The sequence below is a fragment of the Ensifer sp. M14 genome (genome assembly GCF_003355565.1).
In the GTDB taxonomy this organism is placed as follows: Bacteria; Pseudomonadota; Alphaproteobacteria; order Rhizobiales; family Rhizobiaceae; genus Ensifer.
In genome coordinates this window covers 2,949,246-2,962,366 of the sequence record NZ_QJNR01000004.1, presented here as the reverse complement: position 1 = coordinate 2,962,366, position 13,121 = coordinate 2,949,246, and the positions used below count along the sequence as shown (strand labels likewise).

Sequence of the window (13,121 nt, the reverse complement as noted above, 5' to 3'; positions counted from 1 at the left end):
GTGGTTCAGTTGTAGCGATTTTTAACTGGCGTTTCTGATTTCCTGAAACGCGGCCAGCGCGCGGTCGCGCGCAAAGGCATGATCGATGATAGGGGCAGGGTAGGTCACCCCAAGCGTAATACCGGCAGCAGCAAGCGCGGGTTGGGGGGCCGAGAACGGGCGATGAATGTAGCGTGCGTCGAGATCGGCCAGTTCGGGAACGAAGCGCTTTACATAGTCCCCATTCGGATCGAATTTCTCCCCCTGAAGCACGGGATTGAAAATACGGAAGAATGGCGAAGCGTCGGCGCCGGAACCGGCCACCCACTGCCAGCTGGCGGCGTTCGAAGCCGGGTCAGCATCCACCAGCGTGTCCCGAAACCACGCCTCTCCGCGGCGCCAGTCGATCAGCAGGTCCTTGATCAGGAAGGAGGCGGCAATCATCCTGACGCGATTGTGCATATAGCCATGGCGCCAGAGTTGCCGCATGCCGGCGTCGACGATCGGGTAGCCCGTGAGGCCCTTTGTCCACCGCTCGAAGTGGTCGTCGTTGTCGAGCCAGCGAAAACCGTCAAAGCGGCGATCGAGGTTCCGACGCCCCAGGTCAGGATTGTGAAACAGCAGATTGTACGAGAATTCTCGCCACGCGAGTTCCTTGCGGAATGTGACGATATCGTCGACCGGCGTCCCCGTCAGGCCGCGCGTGGCGTACCAGATCTGCGCCGGAGAGATCTCGCCGAACGCAAGGTGAGGCGAGAGCAGGGAAGTGCCGGCATCCGCCGGAACATTCCTGGCGGTCGTGTAGCCGTCGAGCGTATCTTCGATGAATTTCTGCAAGCGATCCGCAGCCCCGACCTCGCCCGGTGTCCAGATTTCGGTGAAGGTCGACGCCCAGTTCGGTTGCGTCGGCAGGAGGTTCCACCGTTCAAGGTCTTCGGATGCAGGCCAGCATTCCGGCGCCGCTATTCTTTCTGGCGGATCGATCGGTGCCGGCGGCTCGCCGCTTGCTTCGAGCGCGCGCCAGAATGGCGTAAACACGCGATAGGGGCCACCGGTCTTGTTGAACAGGCGGGTTGGTTCGTGAAGCAACTGGCCGGCAAAGCTGTTGACGGTAAAAACGCGATCCACGAGCGCCTTCTTCAACGGCGCATCCGTCACCGTTCCGTTCGGATCATAGCGGCGATTCCAGAAGATGGTGGCGCTGCCTGTTTCCCGCGAAATATCGGAGATGACATCGAGCGGATCGCCGGAGCGAAAAACAAGATCCGATCCGATCCGCTGCAGCGATTCCCGAAACGCCGAAAGGGAATGGTGCAGCCACCATCGCTGCGCATCGCCGAGCGGCCCGTTGCCGCTGTCGGCCGGCTCGCGAATGTAGAGGGGAATCACCGCTGCGCCATGGGCTGCTGCGGCTGCAAGGGCATGGTGGTCGGCAAGCCTGAGGTCTTTGCGAAACCAGACTAGAATGGGCGATGACGAATTCGCGCGCATGACATCCCGGGGCGAGGGCAAGGTGGCTTCTGCGCCACCATAGCCGCAAAATGAAAAAGAGCCATTCGGGCGTTACCGCGAATGGCTCTTTTAGAAACTGGCTCCCCGGGCCGGATTCGAACCGGCGACCTGTCGATTAACAGTCGAATGCTCTACCGCTGAGCTACCAGGGATCATCTGCGGTTTGTGTCCTGCAGAAGTTCTGCTCGGTTTGTGTCCTGCAGAAGTGAGGCTGCTAATACAAATGCTTTTCCGATTTGCCAAGCGGTTTTTTCAAAAAAAGTGAGAAGTTTTGTTGCGAGCCTGTGGAGAAGTCCCCAATTGTGGGAAACGCAGGCGGATAGGGAATGATGAATAAAAACAGAAAACAGACGCATTTCGGCATAGACCCCCACACCCGGCAGATCGTGCTGGGCAAATGGCGCCTGGCGCTTCCGGAATCACCGCTGCTGCGTATGCTTGTCGGCGGTTTGCTGATTTTCGGTGGCTTTCTCGGCTTCCTGCCGGTGCTCGGCTTCTGGATGGTGCCCCTGGGGTTGCTCATCCTCTCGCACGACATTCCCGCGGTTCGCCGTCGCCGTCGCCGGTTCGCCGTCTGGTGGGCACGCCGCCGCGGCCGGACGGGCTCTTCGAGGGAGCCATGAGCCTCGAGCCTGCCGCTCAAAGCTTCGAGCGAGTGCAAAAATCCTGAAAAGCCGATTCTGATGTGGGGATGAGTCGGTCATGCGCGCACTGTGTCAGTGTGTGTTTACCGAATTCCCGGGGTTGGGCTGCAGGTGAGATAACTGGTCGACTGATTCTCAAAATCGTCCGTCAGCAACGTCGTGCCTCTGTCCGAACTGGGCGCGGTATCCGGTTGCGGTCGGCGGGATAGGCGAGGTTGCACATTCCGCAGATGAATCCCAGGGACTTTGCTGGTGAACCTCCGGATCAAGTGGCCGCTGAAAACCATTCGGCAACGGATCGCCAGCATAATGCCGGCCGGATCAAGGATGAGGCGGAATGGGTAAAGCCACAACAAGCCGTGGGCGTCGCCGCGGCAGCCGGACAAAGAAACAGGGCGGCATGCTGCCGTGGTATCTCGCCGCTGTGCTGACGGTCGGTGGCGTCGTTGCCTACGATCACCGTGGACAGTTGCGCGATCTGCCGGCCATTTCGGAGATATTCGCATCGGCTCCCAAGGCCAAATCGACATCCAGGGCAGAGGATCGGCCGAAGGCGGTAGTGCGTGCGGCCGTACCGCCCGCCGCAAACAGGACGAAGACTGTTGATGGACCAATACCTGCTGTCAACGTCGGATTGGCCGCGCCGACCCCGGTCGAACGGCCTGTGGTGCAGCCGGCTGCGCTTCAACCTCAGGCGAACCAGTTTTATTTCTGCGGTATCCGTAACGACAACTGCGTCATCGACGGCGCGACCTTCCGATATCACGGCGAAATAGTCCGGGTCGCCGATATCGACGCGCCGAGAACCAAGCAGGCAGGTTGCGATGGCGAACGCGCACGCGGCTTCTACGCCAAGCAGAGATTGCGCGAGCTGTTGAACGCCGGAGATTTCAGGCTGATCGAAGCGATCGGCAGGGACGATGACAAGGCCAGTGAGAAGCTGCGCGTCGTGATGCGCGACGGCCGTTCGCTCGGAAGCATTCTCGTCTCGGAAGGGCTTGTGCGGCCGTGGAAGGGACAATCGACGCCGTGGTGCTAGGCGGATGGAAAAATCCGCGGATATGACTGCGTTGGGCGAAACCAGGCTTCAAACCGCTGGCGACCTGCTCGGCGAAACACTTCAGGAGAGCGGGATATCGCCGCCGTCGCGCAGCACCCAAAGACGGTCGTTCTTCGTTGTCGAGTAAAAGCCTGTGAGACGGCGTTTCCTTCAATGTGAGCGCCGCGCGCTCCATTATGCCCGCCCATCGATCCCACGTTGCTACATGAATAGCGCCCCAATCGCTCGCCTTGTTGTTCCGCTTGGGCGCGGTGAGGGGGTGACCGGCGATATGCATTCTTCATGAAAGAGCGAGCGGCGCAGCCGCATGCAGCAGCCATCCACAGAACGGAATAGAAACGCTTGTTCAAAATGAAAAAAGGATCGCATTCAGAATGAACCCTCTTGCACTCTTTCTATATTCATTCTAAACGCTCGCCACGACTTGATAATCTCAGTCGGTGAGGCCTCGTGGCGGAGTGGTGACGCAGAGGACTGCAAATCCTTGTACCCCGGTTCAATTCCGGGCGAGGCCTCCAAAGACACACCTAACGAACTGATTTCGTGAAGCAATTATTCGCGACGAAATCCACTGGACACCAGAATTTCCATTTGGTGTGGCAATTCGCTCCGTTTTCCTCCTCAGTATCTTCCCCCGCAGCCAACAGAAGATCACCGATTCCGTCGCATTTGATGCGGGCGACACTCTGCCGTGCTGGGCGGGCTCTCTCTGCATTCCGCGTCTAGATCTTCGAAGTCTTCCCGTCCGTACATCGTCGTCAGACCCTTCGGCCCAGGTGGCCTACGCGCAGAGGAAGACGGCCACCAGGCGGGCTTCACGCAGTCCTTTACCGGCAGGTCGGTAAAGGAAGGGATTGTGTCCACAATCGGTCTCCATTCTGCACGGAGCCGTTAAGCGGCCCATACCTATCGGTCTAGGGACAAATGTGATCGGTAAAATTTCGCTATAAACGTTGGTCGCCGAATGGTCGGCGAAAACAAAATCGCGACACAAAGTCACAAAATAAGTCCCGAACAACCCCTCTAGCTAGACATGCCGCAATCGCCTGCGCTACAAGGGTTCCGGAAAGCTGGCGCCCTCTCCTGGGGCAAAGGTGCTAGCCATACATGGCAATTTAACCTTTCTTGCAGACAATTGGTCCTGCAACGCTGAGAGGTGGACTTGGCAGGAATTCTTCTATTCAAACGCATGCCGAAACCACAGCCCAAGCTGCGGCTCGGCACTCGCTCGTTCGTAATAGATCCGATATGAAGGCTTCAACTGCCATCCCGCTTGCTCTGCTGCTCGGCGCTGCCACGATGCCATTTTTGGGAAAAACCGACGCGCAGGCACAGAACCGCGACGTCGATCAGTCGGTATTCGCCTTCGGCGGCGCGATGGTCGATGCGGACATGCTCCAGGCAGGCAATCCTTTCGGTGTCACATACGCTGACCTTCCGATCGTAGGCGTCGGCTACCAGTACTTCCCGGCAAGGATGGGCTCCTTCAGGTTCGGACTGGAAGCGGGGCTCGCCGGAAGATTCGGCGGGCATCCGAATGCGGAATTCTGGGGCGGCGTCGTCGGTCGCTACGACGGTTTCGAGATTGGCGATGCTGTCCGGATCTCGCCAGCCCTTACGTTTGGCATCAGCTATGTCACGCATACTCAGGAAGGACGGGAGCGCCAGAACGAGCTGGAACGTAACGGGAACGCCAGAACCCTGTTCTATCTCGGCCCCGAGTTGAACCTTTCCTTCGACACAATGCCCAACGTCGATTTCTTCTGGCGGGTTCACCACCGGTCCGGAGCCTGGGGGACGCTCGGCGACATGCACGGCGGCTCCAATGCAAATGTCCTTGGCATGCGGTTCAATTTCTGAAGGACCTTCTTCGCCTCCAAATCTTCCGAATGCCACGATTGTTGTTTCAATCGGTTGCGTCACTGCACGGCAGCCGATCGAATTCCTGGATGATCTCCGACAGCAAAAGAGGTGTGGCAAGCTGTGGCAGAGCCCTTTGCTTCTTAAAAGAAAACAATTCATGAAAGTGTGGCAACGTGCTGCCGTAAGTGATTGACATCCCGCCATTCCTCAAGTCCGGGCGAGGCCTCCAAAATTTCACCTAAAGCTTTATATTCGAAGCGCTCCTTCGGAACGCCGATCCTGCGTCGGCTTTAATTTCCGGGGAGCAGCAATCTATCTCGATTCCATCTATCGTTTCCCAGAACGGTTAAACCTTGCCTGAGATGCGCTCCTGCGGCTCAGTGCGGAGAACCGTGAGACGCAGGCAAGTCTTGCCTTGGGCGTTGGAGGAGCTTCGTCACGCCCCGACACTGATGTTTCGGCCGCAGTGACCGTCGCTCGTCGGGCGGACGGCAACGGTGGTGCTGTGGCGGCGCCATCACTCTCTTGCGCCGAATTGTCTGCGTGGGTCTGCTGGTGCCCTGACCGCGCCAGTCATTTTGCCCGAATGAACTTCAGTGTTCCCGGGAGCCTCGGCCCGGTCAAATCCATGGTGTCCAGCGGGTGATTGCTGCCGTCGTTGACAGGCAGTCCTTCGCAATCGAACGGGCTGATGCCTTGGAGGCATGCGGTGTTGACAAGGGGGCGGCCGATGAATGGCTGGGGCGATCGGGGAGCCGGGTCTCAATATATCGGTGCAGCCCATGCCAGCCCTCGGCAGTACCATCCGGGTATCCAGTGGATCTAAAGGCTGTCGCCGGCGGAACGTGCTGTCGCCGATCGGAAATCCACCTCCCGCTGCCTCGTTGGGAATATGCGCGGCCTGCTCAATTCTCCTGAACGGAAACGCCGTCCTCGCCAATCTTGATCTCGACACCGGCAGGTTTCGTTTCTTCGCGATAAGCATAGACGCCGAGCCCGATGACGGCGACAGCGAGCACGGCGATGACGAGATAAAGGCCATTACGGTTCATTCAGCAGTTCCTCACTTGGTTACGCGAATGGGTAACTAGGCTGCCATCGTCGAAAGGCAACGGTGCGATCGTCCGGTGCGGTCGGGTTAAAGGCAGCCATGGTTCGAATAAGCATCGGATCCGGTCTCCGTCCGTATGCGGTTTATAAGATTGCACCCGCACCCTTTGTGCCTGACGCGCTGACCTGCGCCCTCGATGGGCGAGCGACAATCGCTACAAATCCGATGCATGATTGCACCGCCATCTTATTCCACCGTGCTGGCTGTGCCGCGACGATATCACGTGGCCTGTCGATTCCGGCGCTTGCCGGTTGTGCCCTGCTTCGCGGGCCGTCAAGTTCCGGGCGCACCTGGCGCAGCTGTGGCGAAGTCTGCTTGCTACTGCTTCGCCGCCAAGGACGGTTGCTTTTCCTAGGCAATCCGCCGTCCGCGCGTGCGCTTCACGCGTCGGCGCAGCCAATAATCGTGCGCGCATCTGGTTTGCCGGCGACGTACCCCGAAATGGTGATTCTGCCTGTATTGTCAGTGCAAGGATAATTGTCTCTAGACGGGTTCAGGAATGAATATTCCGTCGATGCGAGCCGTATAGCTAGCGTCAAACAAAACCGACAATGGAGGAAATGACATAAAATGAAATGTAAGATCGCCCTGACCGCTCTTGCCATTTTTGCCGCAACGACGGCCACCGCAAGTGCTGAGGATCTCGTCTTTCAGCTGAAGAACAAGACGAAAGCCGTACTGACGAACTTCTATACGTCGCCGGTCGGCGTCGACCAGTGGGAAGACGATGTCTTCGGGCGGCAGGTGCTTAATCCGGGCGAGAGCATGGAAATTACCATCGCCGACGGACGCGATGTCTGCAAATACGACATGCGCTTCGAATTCGAGGAAGGCTCCGGTCTCGATACGACCGAAGACACGCAGGACCTCTGCGAGTTGGGCGAGTACTCCATACACGAATGAAAATTGTCGAGTGCTTAAAGCGCTCGACTTGATCACTTCCGTCTCGCTACCCCTTGAGGTGGCGAGACGTTCAAGCATAAGAAGGCCCTTCCAGCAGGAAGACAGCCAACGTCATCTGGCTTAGTGATAGCGGCGGATCAAGCCGACGAGCTTGCCCTGTATCTTGACGCGATCGGGGCCGAAGATGCGTGTCTCGTAGGCCGGATTGGCCGCCTCGAGCGCAATCGACGCGCCTTTGCGCCGGAAGCGTTTCAACGTCGCTTCTTCGTCATCGACAAGCGCGACGATGATGTCGCCGGGGTTGGCTGTGGTGGCATTGCGTATGATCACCGTGTCGCCATCGAAGATGCCGGCCTCGATCATCGAATCACCTTTCACTTCAAGGGCATAGTGCTCGCCGCTGCCGATCATATCGAGCGGCACCGTAATATCGTGCGTGTTGTTCTGTATCGCCGAGATCGGTACGCCGGCGGCAATACGGCCCATGACCGGAACCGAGACGGAGTTGTTGTCTGCCACCGGCGGCGCTTTTGCGGCAGCCGGGGCGGGCGCAGGAGGTTTGCCGAGGCTTCCCTCGATGACGCTTGGTGAAAACCCGCGACGCGGCTGAGCGTTTCCCGCGTAAGCTTCCGGCAGCTTGATGACCTCAAGCGCGCGCGCGCGATTGGGAAGGCGCCGAATGAAACCACGTTCTTCGAGCGCCGTAATCAGCCGGTGAATGCCCGACTTCGATGCCAGGTCGAGTGCATCCTTCATCTCGTCGAAGGATGGCGGAACACCAGACTCCTTCATGCGTTCGTGGATGAAAAGAAGCAATTCCTGTTGCTTGCGGGTCAGCATGGCAAGTCGCTCCAGAGGCGTGAAACAAATCAAGAACAGACACTATCTGTTCCATATGTGTTCCGCAAGTGCCTAAAATTCGGTGAATGTTGTATCAATTGTGCGCCTATCGGCTGCCTCGGTGCTGGGCATGCCATGCGGAGCTGCTATGCCTCGCGCTTTTCACGGAATGAGGGTGCAATGAAAAAGATGATTCGAATCCTGTTGACGATCGTCATCGCAACGACCGTCGTCCTCGGGTTTCGCTGGTATCAATACGTCGACAACAGGCAGAGCCCGTTCGATGAAGTCGGCATCGCATTGAACGCGATGATGCCGGGGCCGGTCCGCCAGTGGGGTTGTGGCCGGCTAAAGCGCACCTTCGGCAACGGACTGCCGCCGCACGGATGCGCAGCCAGTAACGGAAGCGAGTGGGAATAGCTCGGCAATAAGCCGTTGCAAGGCGGGCATCAAAGAAGGAGAGGGCGTTTCAAGCCGGCTGCGTTGCAGAACAGGCGTCCTCGAATTCCTTCACGGTCTCGGCCGAGTTGTCCTCCGGCAGCACCGCATCTGCCGCGTCGGTCGCGACCGGCGTGTCGCCTTGATAGACGAACGACTGGATATAATAGGCGATCGAGCCTTTCCAGACATTCCGACCGTCGATCTGCTGGCAGGGGATGGCCAATTCGAAGTCGGTTTGCAGGTCGTCGACCGTGGCCGCGCTGAGGGCGATGTGGGGCGATGCGATAATCGAGGCGATAAGCAAGGCTGCAAGCACGATGGACGTCCGCTAGGTCAGAAGTGGTGCCGATAGATTGGTTAACGATGTGAACCGTGCTTTCGTTCCGGAGTCCAGCAAGCAGACCGCGTACCGCGCGGTGTTCAACAGTTCTTTGCGAAAGACGATGACGACCCTTCAAGCTGTGGCCGCGAAGACACGAAGATTGGCGGGAAGAGCGAGCGTTTCGGGGCGTTTTTTACTCCTCCGGCATCGACCTCAGGCGGCATGGCTGGCGGCGGATCGATCTTCGCGGCTGCAATCGGGACGATTGGCAAGTGCCGCCGCCCGCAGTGTTCCTTGTGTCTGCGGGAAGGTTCACGCGCCGGTCGGGTGTCCTGCGGAGCCGGCATCATTTCTGGTTTCTCGTCGCGGGACCAGTCGCCCAGGATGTGCGGAGACGTGCACATCCCGTCCGACTGGCCACTGATAAAACGTACAGGCGTATTTGGTTCACGAAGTCGGAGCGGCTGCCTTACTTTTTGTCTTTCTTGCCCAAAGAGAAGCTGCTGCCTGCAAGCTTCACCTGGGAGCCTTCTGGCGTAACGGCGGCTTTGACGGTCTTGTCCTTCTTGGGCTTTCTAACCTCGCGGTTGCTTCGCACTTGACCTTTTGCCATGATCGTCTCCTTGGAAAGGCGTGCCGGGGAGCCCTTGTGGGCGCCGAATGACCGGCGGACTAGCGTGCATTGATACGGCCGGAAGTCAATGACGGCGCTCGGTGCGCATTGGTTCGGGCGGGCGGCATGGCCTGCAATGAAGTCAGTGTTCCGCTGGTGTGATTGTAACACCGATTCGGCTATTTGCCGCGACCCTGAGATGCTGTCGTAGGCCCAATCACGGCGGCGACTTCGGTGATCCTGTTGGCCGGAAATCCGCTTCTTTCTGCATGTTCGCGAATAACGTCGGCGGTTGGCGCCTCGTGGACGCAATAAATCTTGTCGCCGGCGACGTAGCTGGTGATCCATGTGTAGGGCACGCCAAGATCTGCAACGACCGCGTTGGATTTCGCCGACAGCGCGCAGAGGTCGTCCTGACTAAGCTTGTCGGCTCCGGGTACTTCACGCTCTATGATGAAGGTGGGCATCGCTCAGTTCCTCAACTGTTGGATGACCACATATGAAGGCGCCCTAATGAAGCGGGAGTCAACGTTTTCGGTTACCATAAGCCGTATCACGGCGATTTTACCGGAAGTCTCCGGAGCCCGGTCGAAAGTCGCTTTTCAGTTCGCTTTCAAGCGAGCCGGATCGAGCGGTTGGAGCGTTCGCAACCCTTGTCATATCGAGATTGGTGGGGTGCCCGATCGCGTTCGATAGCCCCAGCTCAACCTTTTCGGACCTTGCGCCAAGAATTGGCGGTTGGGCAGACGGGCTGACACTTTCTATGGCGAGAAACAACGACTGCAACTCAGTAGCTGAGACGGAAGCCGCCGGGACTTGCTGCCGATGGGTCCGGCACCGGCGATGGGCCTTGCCATTGGGCGTAGGTCGTGTTGGCGTCACCAGTGCTTGCGCATCCGGAAAGGGTCAGAAGGGCGAGAAAAGCGGCTGTCGTCAGATGTTTAAGAGGCATGGATTTCTCCAGTTGCGGGAGATTGCCCAGGCCTCGATAGGCCGGAATCAGACTTTCCCTCAAATCCTCGGGGATGGCAAGCAGACCTGGCGGCCGCCTTCCAAATGCACGCTTGAACACTGGCGCGACGGCAGGGCGTGCGCACGCCAAATCGACAACAGGACACCGCCAAAACGTTCACCTTGCGGTCGAGCACGATATTGAATGGCAAGAAATGAGACAGTTGATGGCGGAGGAGGTGGGATTCGAACCCACGGTACGCTTTCACGCACGCCGGTTTTCAAGACCGGTGCCTTAAACCGCTCGGCCACTCCTCCGGGCAGGGCGTTATTGCGCGAAGGCTTGTCACTTTGCAAGATTTAACATGCGTCGGCGGCAAGATTTTCTGAGCGCGTCAGCTTGCCCTTCCGTCTCGATAACCATTCGTAAACCATAACCGGAGATTTCGGGCGGCGGGCTGTCCGCCGGTTCGCAATTTTGCCTTGTTGCTGTCATGATTAATCGACTGTCCCGTTTCGGGACGCCGAGATTTCCGCTTGGGGGCAAGAGTGGAAGGTTTCGAGTACGGCTTGTTCGAATGATGTTGTGGGACAGATGACATCCAGTAAAAATGCGGCATATCTGATCAAGGGACTGCGCCTTGCGGCGGTTCCCGTGCTTTGCGCAACGCTTGCGGCGTGCGGATCGACGTCCAGTATCAAGAAGAGCAAGCCGAGGAGCAAAGAATACTTTGCCGAGTCGGTTTATGGCGTGAAGGCGAGCCCCCGTGTCGCTACCGGCAAGAACATCCCGAAGGGCGGTGGCCGGTTCCAGGTCGGTAAAGCCTATCAGGTCAAGGGCAAGTGGTATCAGCCGAAGGAAGATTTCGGCTACAACAAGACCGGTGTCGCGTCCTGGTATGGTTCGGCTTTCCATGGACGCCTGACCGCCAATGGCGAGGTCTACGACAAGCTCCATCTTTCGGCGGCCCACCCGACATTCCCGTTGCCGAGCTATGCGCGCGTCACCAATACTGAAAACGGCACCTCCGTCATCGTTCGGGTGAACGATCGCGGCCCCTATGAATATGGCCGGATCATTGACGTATCCTCGAAGACGGCGGATCTGCTCGACATCAAGCAGAAGGGCAGTGCCAAGGTTCGTGTGCAATATGTCGGTCGTGCACCGCTCGAAGGCAACGACATGCCCTATCTCATGGCGTCCTACGTCAAGAAGGGCGACCGGAGCCCGGGCGTAATGCCGGAGGGCCAGATCGCGACCGGCGTGATGGTTGCCTCGAATGAGCCGATGCGCAATCAGCTCGGCACGCTCACCATCCCGTCCAAATCGTCGCTCGATGCAAGCAGCCCGGTGACAGCCCTTGCGGCACCCGTTCCGCAGTTTTCCGCACCGCAGTCGCTGGAAGAATTCGTGATGCTGCCGGAGATCGGTCCCATCCCGCGCGAGCGGCCGGAATACATTCCGATGCCGGACGGCAACATGGCCTATGCGGCAGCCTATGTGGAAGTGCGGGTGAGCGATGCCAAATCGCCGTTTGAAGCGGTCATGGTCGAGACCAATCCGCTTACGCCCGATGCAATCGTTGCCCATGCCAGGCGTGAAGGCAGAACCGGCTCGATCCGGTAGCTCGGGACGTTGTGCCATTCTGACGACGCTGCTATGCCCAACGGGAAACCGGAGTTTCCCATGCGCTTGAAGATGCTTTCGGTCGTGTTTGGTTGCGCGGCGTTGCTTGCGGGCGCTGCTGCGGCCCAGACGCCACCGGTGGCGTTCGACACCAAGGCCAAACAGATTCTGTTGGTGGATGCCGAAACCGGCACCGTCCTGTTCTCCCGTGCCGAGAACGACCCCGTTCCACCCGCCTCGCTTGCGAAGTTGATGACGATGGAAGTCGTCGCCGAGGCGATCGCCAAGGGTGAGCTGTCGGCCGAAACTGTCTTCGAGGTTTCGGAACACGCCTGGCGCACCGGCGGCGCACCGTCTGGCACCTCGACGATGTTCGCAGCGTTGAAGTCACGCGTCCGCGTGGCCGATCTGCTGCAGGGTGTCGCCGTTCAGCTTGCCAATGATGCCTGCATCATCCTTGGTGAGGGGATGGCCGGCAGTGAAGCCGCCTTTGCCGAAAAAATGACGGCCCGTGCCCGCGTGCTCGGGATGCCAATAGCCACCTTCCGCAATGCGACCGGTCTGCCGGATCCGCAGAACCAGATCACCATGAGCGAACTGGTGGCTTTGACCCGTCATCTGCACGAGGCGCACCCCGAACTCTATCGGCTCTACGCGCAGCCTGAGTTCGAGTGGAACAAGATCCTTCAACGCAACAAGAACCCGTTGATTGCGGCCAATGTCGGGGTCGACGGTGTGGCGACGGGGTTTGCGGAAGGCTACGGCTTTTCGCTCGCGGCCTCGATGCAGCGCGGCGATCGCCGTGTCTATCTCGCGATGGGGGGCCTTGAGACCGATAAGGAACGCACCGAGGAAAGCCGCAAGGTGCTCGATTGGGCAATGACGGCGTTTGAAAAGCGGCGGATCTTTGCTGATGGCGAAGCGATCGGCGAAGCCAGCATCTACGGTGGCGCCGCGCCGCATGTGGCGCTTGTTGCCGGCGGGCCGGTCGATGTGCTGTTGCCGGTCAACAACCCGGAGCGCCTGACGGCCCGCGTCGTCTACAAATGGCCGCTGCGCGCGCCGGTCGAAGCGGGTGCCGAAGTGGGCGTCGTGCGACTTTGGAACGGCGAAAAGCTGTTGCGCGAGGTGCCCGTCAAAACCGCCGAGGCTGTGGGGCAGGGCACCTTGGCAAGCCGTGCGCTCGATGCGCTCCAGGAATTGCTCTTCTTCTGGCTGTAACAAAACCGGTCCCAGTGGTTTCATCGTTTGGGCC

Annotated in this window: 14 protein-coding genes, 3 tRNA genes and 1 pseudogene; 8 read left to right on the top strand and 10 right to left on the bottom strand. The window is 58.9% G+C overall.

What is annotated here, in order from left to right:
* Window positions 1-21: 21 nt before the first annotated feature.
* Complete coding sequence (locus tag BLJAPNOD_RS14240) at window positions 22-1,470, bottom strand: deoxyribodipyrimidine photo-lyase (RefSeq protein ID WP_115420271.1); 1,449 nt, start codon at window positions 1,468-1,470, stop codon at window positions 22-24.
* Between the two features lie 98 nt (window positions 1,471-1,568).
* Window positions 1,569-1,643 (bottom strand) — tRNA-Asn (locus BLJAPNOD_RS14235).
* 177 nt (window positions 1,644-1,820) lie between these two features.
* Between BLJAPNOD_RS14235 and BLJAPNOD_RS14230 the strand changes: the two genes are divergently transcribed.
* The 4 genes from BLJAPNOD_RS14230 (at window position 1,821) to BLJAPNOD_RS14215 (ending at window position 5,055) form a co-directional block, all read left to right on the top strand.
* Complete coding sequence (locus BLJAPNOD_RS14230; protein ID WP_115421294.1) at window positions 1,821-2,114, top strand: hypothetical protein; 294 nt, start codon at window positions 1,821-1,823, stop codon at window positions 2,112-2,114.
* 358 nt (window positions 2,115-2,472) lie between these two features.
* Window positions 2,473-3,174 carry a thermonuclease family protein gene (locus tag BLJAPNOD_RS14225; RefSeq protein WP_115420270.1) on the top strand — a complete coding sequence of 234 codons (702 nt, stop codon included), beginning with the start codon at window positions 2,473-2,475 and terminating at the stop codon, window positions 3,172-3,174.
* Between the two features lie 465 nt (window positions 3,175-3,639).
* A tRNA-Cys gene (locus BLJAPNOD_RS14220) sits at window positions 3,640-3,713 on the top strand.
* A 730-nt stretch (window positions 3,714-4,443) separates the two neighbouring features.
* A complete protein-coding gene (locus BLJAPNOD_RS14215) occupies window positions 4,444-5,055 on the top strand; it encodes a hypothetical protein (RefSeq protein ID WP_115420269.1) in 612 nt (203 codons plus the stop codon).
* Between the two features lie 576 nt (window positions 5,056-5,631).
* Here BLJAPNOD_RS14215 and BLJAPNOD_RS36475 read toward each other — a convergent pair.
* Window positions 5,632-5,775, bottom strand: a pseudogene (locus BLJAPNOD_RS36475) (GFA family protein); the annotation flags it as partial.
* Window positions 5,776-5,963: 188 nt separating this feature from the next.
* Window positions 5,964-6,110, bottom strand: coding sequence for a hypothetical protein (locus tag BLJAPNOD_RS14205; RefSeq protein ID WP_115420268.1), 147 nt, complete (start codon window positions 6,108-6,110; stop codon window positions 5,964-5,966).
* A 629-nt stretch (window positions 6,111-6,739) separates the two neighbouring features.
* Here BLJAPNOD_RS14205 and BLJAPNOD_RS14200 point away from each other — a divergent pair.
* On the top strand, window positions 6,740-7,072 hold the full coding sequence (locus tag BLJAPNOD_RS14200) for a hypothetical protein (RefSeq protein WP_077503529.1): 333 nt from the start codon (window positions 6,740-6,742) through the stop codon (window positions 7,070-7,072).
* Between the two features lie 120 nt (window positions 7,073-7,192).
* Here BLJAPNOD_RS14200 and lexA read toward each other — a convergent pair whose 3' ends face one another.
* A complete protein-coding gene (lexA, locus tag BLJAPNOD_RS14195; RefSeq protein WP_115420267.1) occupies window positions 7,193-7,912 on the bottom strand; it encodes a transcriptional repressor LexA in 720 nt (239 codons plus the stop codon).
* Between the two features lie 180 nt (window positions 7,913-8,092).
* Between lexA and BLJAPNOD_RS14190 the strand changes: the two genes are divergently transcribed.
* The gene (locus BLJAPNOD_RS14190; RefSeq protein ID WP_115420266.1) at window positions 8,093-8,332 is read left to right on the top strand and encodes a hypothetical protein; all 240 of its coding nucleotides are present in this window, start codon (window positions 8,093-8,095) and stop codon (window positions 8,330-8,332) included.
* 49 nt (window positions 8,333-8,381) lie between these two features.
* On the opposite strand, the gene BLJAPNOD_RS14185 is transcribed toward BLJAPNOD_RS14190, so the two are convergent.
* The 5 genes from BLJAPNOD_RS14185 to BLJAPNOD_RS14175 all read right to left on the bottom strand — a co-directional run bounded on the left by BLJAPNOD_RS14185 (window position 8,382) and on the right by BLJAPNOD_RS14175 (window position 10,557).
* On the bottom strand, window positions 8,382-8,669 hold the full coding sequence (locus BLJAPNOD_RS14185; protein WP_077503532.1) for a hypothetical protein: 288 nt from the start codon (window positions 8,667-8,669) through the stop codon (window positions 8,382-8,384).
* Between the two features lie 475 nt (window positions 8,670-9,144).
* Complete coding sequence (locus BLJAPNOD_RS35625) at window positions 9,145-9,288, bottom strand: hypothetical protein (protein ID WP_171986879.1); 144 nt, start codon at window positions 9,286-9,288, stop codon at window positions 9,145-9,147.
* Window positions 9,289-9,467: 179 nt separating this feature from the next.
* On the bottom strand, window positions 9,468-9,755 hold the full coding sequence (locus BLJAPNOD_RS14180; protein ID WP_077503533.1) for a DUF4242 domain-containing protein: 288 nt from the start codon (window positions 9,753-9,755) through the stop codon (window positions 9,468-9,470).
* Between the two features lie 320 nt (window positions 9,756-10,075).
* A complete protein-coding gene (locus BLJAPNOD_RS35620) occupies window positions 10,076-10,240 on the bottom strand; it encodes a hypothetical protein (protein WP_171986880.1) in 165 nt (54 codons plus the stop codon).
* Between the two features lie 227 nt (window positions 10,241-10,467).
* Window positions 10,468-10,557: transfer RNA gene (locus BLJAPNOD_RS14175), tRNA-Ser, on the bottom strand.
* A gap of 277 nt (window positions 10,558-10,834) precedes the next feature.
* Here BLJAPNOD_RS14175 and BLJAPNOD_RS14170 point away from each other — a divergent pair.
* Together BLJAPNOD_RS14170 and BLJAPNOD_RS14165 are read left to right on the top strand one after the other, a co-directional pair.
* Entirely contained in the window at window positions 10,835-11,866 is a 1,032-nt protein-coding gene (locus BLJAPNOD_RS14170; RefSeq protein ID WP_115420265.1) for a septal ring lytic transglycosylase RlpA family protein, read from the top strand.
* 60 nt (window positions 11,867-11,926) lie between these two features.
* Window positions 11,927-13,087, top strand: a complete 1,161-nt coding sequence (locus BLJAPNOD_RS14165) for a D-alanyl-D-alanine carboxypeptidase family protein (RefSeq protein WP_115420264.1) — start codon at window positions 11,927-11,929, stop codon at window positions 13,085-13,087.
* The last annotated feature ends 34 nt before the right edge of the window (window positions 13,088-13,121 follow it).